Here is a 3,606-nt window from a genome sequence, read left to right as displayed (position 1 = left end):
TTCTGTCAAAATTTTTCTGTAAATTAAGCCATAAGTTATCCTTTTAAGCATTTACTATTTGAGGTAAAAAGGTGAATATATAGTCTGCTATCTTCAGCAATCTGTTCTCATAGAAAGATATGACCTGTTTTACTTTCTCTCTCGTCTCATATATCCAAAAGAAGAGTCTCTTTTCTGTTAAACATTCTTTGGACCATCCTTATTATCTCATTTTAAGTTTTTTATTTGATGCTTAAAAGAATAACAGTGGCTCTGTCAAGAAAATTTACTATTAATTTATCTTAAATTTACAGAAAATATTTTACATAACCTATTTTTATTTAGATATAATATTATACAAAAATAATTTTTACTGTAAGTAACTTAAAAGGAGTTTTTTGAATGAATTCTCTTAAAAAGATATTTTTAGTAATTATTACACTTTCAATTGTTACATCATTGTTATTTACACTTACTGGTTGCCCTCCAGAAGCACAAGTAGAGGAAGCTGAAGAAACTACACCTGATGAGACTACTCCTGAGGAAACAGCTGAAGAAACAGGGGAAGAGACTGTAGAAGAAACAACTGAAGAGGTATTAACAGCTCCAACTATTAGGTTAGAAATATATGAGGGTCCTACATTTTCTCCACATGGTGACAATGTCTGTTACTACAGAGTAAAAGCACATGTTACTGGTAATCCCTATCCAGCCATATCTTTTAATAAAGATGATAGTTTAGGAGCATGGGGTAAAAATGTTTCACAGGTAAACCTACATAAAAAAGGAGATTTTTTTACATTAGAAGCTACTGCTACAAACTCTCAGGGTACAGCCTCTGATTCAATAACTTTAACATATAGTTGTATCCCAACCATTCCTATTCTTATAGTCAACAACACTGGTGGAACTTTATACATTGACCTAGATGGACCAGCAAAATATAGTTTCAAACTACCTCCAGGCAATCAAACTATAAATGTAATACCCGGCGAATATAACTATACAGTGGTTGGATGTGGTGGTGTGAAAATGTCAGGTAAATATAATCTCTCTAAACAGTTAAAAGATTGGACTTGGTGGTGTGAGTAAAACTCTTAACAATTCAGACTATGCAGAAAATTAGTATAGCTGCGTTAGATGACATATAAATATGATAATTAGAAAAATATTTAATTTGTATAATATAAATAAACATTAAAATAAACATATTATGTGAGGAGGTGATGTTTTATAAATAAATTTAAAAATCTAAATAATAAAATTTTTAAGATATTTTGATAAAAAAGGTGGAAGATGAAAAAGATATTTAGCATATTAATAATTATAACCTTACTTCTTTCAATTAATTTATTTGCAAGTTCTTGTGCGAAACCTCCTGAGAAGTCATATATAAAAGAGAGTATAGCTGCAGAGAGCAAAACATTTTCAGAGAGTGTGTTCACCTTTAAGTATCCCTCAAACTGGAAAAAGATTGATGATAAAAAAATAGATGAAATTTTTAAAACTTCCATGCGAGGAGGGTCACCGGATAATTTTGAATATATAGGTGGTGTTTATATAGGTGATTCATGGAAAGAAGATATTGGAGAAGCAGTATTTTCAATATTCGTGATATCTGATCCAGCTTCAACTGGCACTATTTCTGACGAACAATATGAAAATGTTAAAAATACTTATGAGTCACAATATGGAAAGAGACTAATTTCAATTAATCAAAGTACTATCTGTGACTTACCTGACATAGAAATAAAAACTATTGGTAAAAGCAAGGAAACCCAAAGTTGGGGTATTTATATTATAATTAGTGGCAAAACTTACATGCTAGATCTTCGAGCAAGAAAAGAATTGTATCCAGATTATGAGCCAATTTTTATAGATATTATTGATTCTTTAAAGATTTCAAAATAACCTTTAAACTGACAAAGTTCTTTTTGAAATGGTAAGGGGGTTTATAAAAAAATAATTGTATAATTTACTTGGTATAGATTTATTTAATTTAATATTCAAAATTAAATATTTTTAAAATAATTAATATAAGTTGATAAAGACAAATTTTAGGAGGGCTGAAAAATGGGAATATTTGGCAGATTATTTAAAAGAGGCGAACAAGTTTGTTGTGCAAAATGTGGTAGAGTTTGGAAAGTTCCGACAAAGGTGGATAAAGGACCAAGGGTATTTGTCTCAGTACCAAGACCTGATCTACCAGCTGGGGAATGCCCAAGATGTGGTAGCATATATTGTCAAGGATGTGCTCCATCCAAACCTCCACCACCAAGTGCAGGGTTTTACCACTGTCCAAAATGCGGTGTAAGGCTTGATGTAACTCCTAAAGTTTCAAGTATTCTAGTTACTCATTCCAAATAAGCTGAAATTTCTAAGTTTTAATTCTGTTTTAACCCGTATAAGATGATTTCAAACAATATATTGGATATGTTGAAATCTAAGAAGTTTATATTGCAAATTAATTTTATAGATATTTAATGTAAGAGCAAGTTATCTTCAATTGAGTGATCAGAAAGGAGAATTTAGATGCATAATAATTAATTGCAATATCAAGCAATAATCGAGATATGTAAGAAATCACAAGAAATAATGAATAAGCGTGTAAAAAAGATAGGATCTCAAAAAGCTAATGCATCATTCTGCTTTCGTGGGAAGGCTTTCTTAACTACAGGTAGATACCAAGAAGCAATAGATGATTTTCCTATTTCCTTACAATACAGTCCAAAGGTAGCTGAATCTTATTTCGACAGAGGACAATCGTATCTCAAACTTGGCAAGAAATCAGAGTCTAAAAAAGAATTCGAAATGGCAATCAAATTGAACCCCGGGTATGTAGAAGCCAGAAAAATGCTTGAAGATTTGGGCAAAACATCATGATTTTCTTCAAGGAATACAGGCATAAAGAAACAGTCGAGGCATTCCGAAGGACTCTGAAAGTATACCGTTAAGACGAAATAACTTTATACTAACACTAAATTTTAACATGCGAGGAGGTGTGTATTATAGCAAAGGTTATAGTGGGTCATCACCCTGAATTGACGGCGGAGGATGCGATGAAGATATTTCAAAGCCACTTCGCTGACAAATATGAGATTTATAAGACCAAAATGCCAGGCTGGGCTTTTGTTGTTAAGAAGAGTGCTTGGCGTGCAGTCTATGTTAGATTAAAGCAGAAGCGAAACCAAACTACCTTTTATTTACTGGGACAGCCTGGTTCTACACTTGTAAGAATATTCTGGGCGCTATTACTTCTAATGTGGCTAGCCGCTGTGTTTTCTTCTGACGCAGTTGGAGGGGCTGGTGGTTTTATAGGTTTCATTCTGATGTTGTGGCTTTTTTCTTTCGTTTCTCAGAGACCCAGTCACAGAATAGTAAAGGAGATAAAGGCGTTTGTAGAGCAGGAGTTCAAGTAACCGTGGAAATCATGAAGGCTACCGAGCAAGACAGACGAGGAGCAAGCCATTGACTGAAGCACATAAGGATTATGTTGAAAAGGGTTACGTGAAAAGGCAAGCGGAGGCACCTACCCAACTCCGTCAGATATATTTTAATGGGCGGCGGACTTCAAGCTGCATTTAAGAAAATGGAGGTGAGAAAATGGGAATATTTGATAAGCTATTT

General features: G+C 33.2%; 5 protein-coding genes. All 5 read left to right on the top strand.

Annotated features, from left to right (window positions below; translation table 11 throughout):
• Window positions 1-381: 381 nt before the first annotated feature.
• The 5 genes from KKC53_02605 (at window position 382) to KKC53_02585 (ending at window position 3,398) form a co-directional block, all read left to right on the top strand.
• The gene (locus KKC53_02605) at window positions 382-1,071 is read left to right on the top strand and encodes a hypothetical protein (protein MBU2598059.1); all 690 of its coding nucleotides are present in this window, start codon (window positions 382-384) and stop codon (window positions 1,069-1,071) included.
• Between the two features lie 204 nt (window positions 1,072-1,275).
• Window positions 1,276-1,890, top strand: a complete 615-nt coding sequence (locus KKC53_02600; GenBank protein MBU2598058.1) for a hypothetical protein — start codon at window positions 1,276-1,278, stop codon at window positions 1,888-1,890.
• A gap of 162 nt (window positions 1,891-2,052) precedes the next feature.
• Entirely contained in the window at window positions 2,053-2,346 is a 294-nt protein-coding gene (locus tag KKC53_02595; protein ID MBU2598057.1) for a hypothetical protein, read from the top strand.
• Window positions 2,347-2,574: 228 nt separating this feature from the next.
• Entirely contained in the window at window positions 2,575-2,862 is a 288-nt protein-coding gene (locus tag KKC53_02590; protein MBU2598056.1) for a tetratricopeptide repeat protein, read from the top strand.
• 176 nt (window positions 2,863-3,038) lie between these two features.
• Window positions 3,039-3,398 (top strand): hypothetical protein, encoded by a 360-nt coding sequence (locus KKC53_02585; protein MBU2598055.1) that lies wholly within the window; start codon window positions 3,039-3,041, stop codon window positions 3,396-3,398.
• Window positions 3,399-3,606: the final 208 nt, after the last annotated feature.

Source organism: Actinomycetota bacterium (assembly GCA_018830725.1).
GTDB lineage: Bacteria > Actinomycetota > Humimicrobiia > JAHJRV01 > JAHJRV01 > JAHJRV01.
This window is presented reverse-complemented; position numbering and strand designations above follow the sequence as displayed.